This window comes from Burkholderia sp. BCC1640 (genome assembly GCF_902833125.1).
Taxonomy (GTDB): Bacteria; Pseudomonadota; Gammaproteobacteria; order Burkholderiales; family Burkholderiaceae; genus Burkholderia; species Burkholderia diffusa.
Genome location: NZ_CADFEF010000167.1, coordinates 1 through 457, shown reverse-complemented (window position 1 = coordinate 457; position 457 = coordinate 1). Strand labels below are relative to the sequence as shown.

Here is a 457-nt window from a genome sequence, read left to right as displayed (position 1 = left end):
ACGCCCTCCCGCCACAGCCCCGGCCGCATTGCCGGCTACAATGCGGCAGCCCGGAATTCACGACTGATCCCATATCGCATGACCCAAGCTTCCCGCGCGTTCCTGCTCGGCCCCCTGCTGAAAGGGGTATCGCGCTCGTTCTACCTGACGCTCGCCGTGCTGCCGGTCGGCATGCGCGATCCGATCGGTCTGGCCTATCTGCTGGCCCGCGCGGCCGACACGATCGCCGACACTTCCCTGCTGCCGCCGGCGCGGCGCCTCGAATGGCTGCTGTCGCTGCGCGCGCAGGTCAATGGCCGGCCCGACGAGGCCGCGCTGCGCAGCATCGCCGCCGAGGTGGCGGGCCAGCAGACCGATTCCGACGAGAAGGTGCTGCTCGAGTCGCTGGGCCCGGCGCTCGGGATCCTGGCGCAGCTCGACGACGCCGATCGCGCGGCCGTGCGCGGCATCGTCACGA

At 71.1% G+C, this 457-nt stretch carries 1 protein-coding gene; it reads left to right on the top strand.

Annotated elements, in window-relative coordinates:
- Positions 1-78 precede the first annotated feature (78 nt).
- Positions 79-457, top strand: a 379-nt coding sequence (locus tag HWX25_RS33035) for a squalene/phytoene synthase family protein (RefSeq protein WP_175912796.1), incomplete at its 3' end; no start/stop codon positions are given.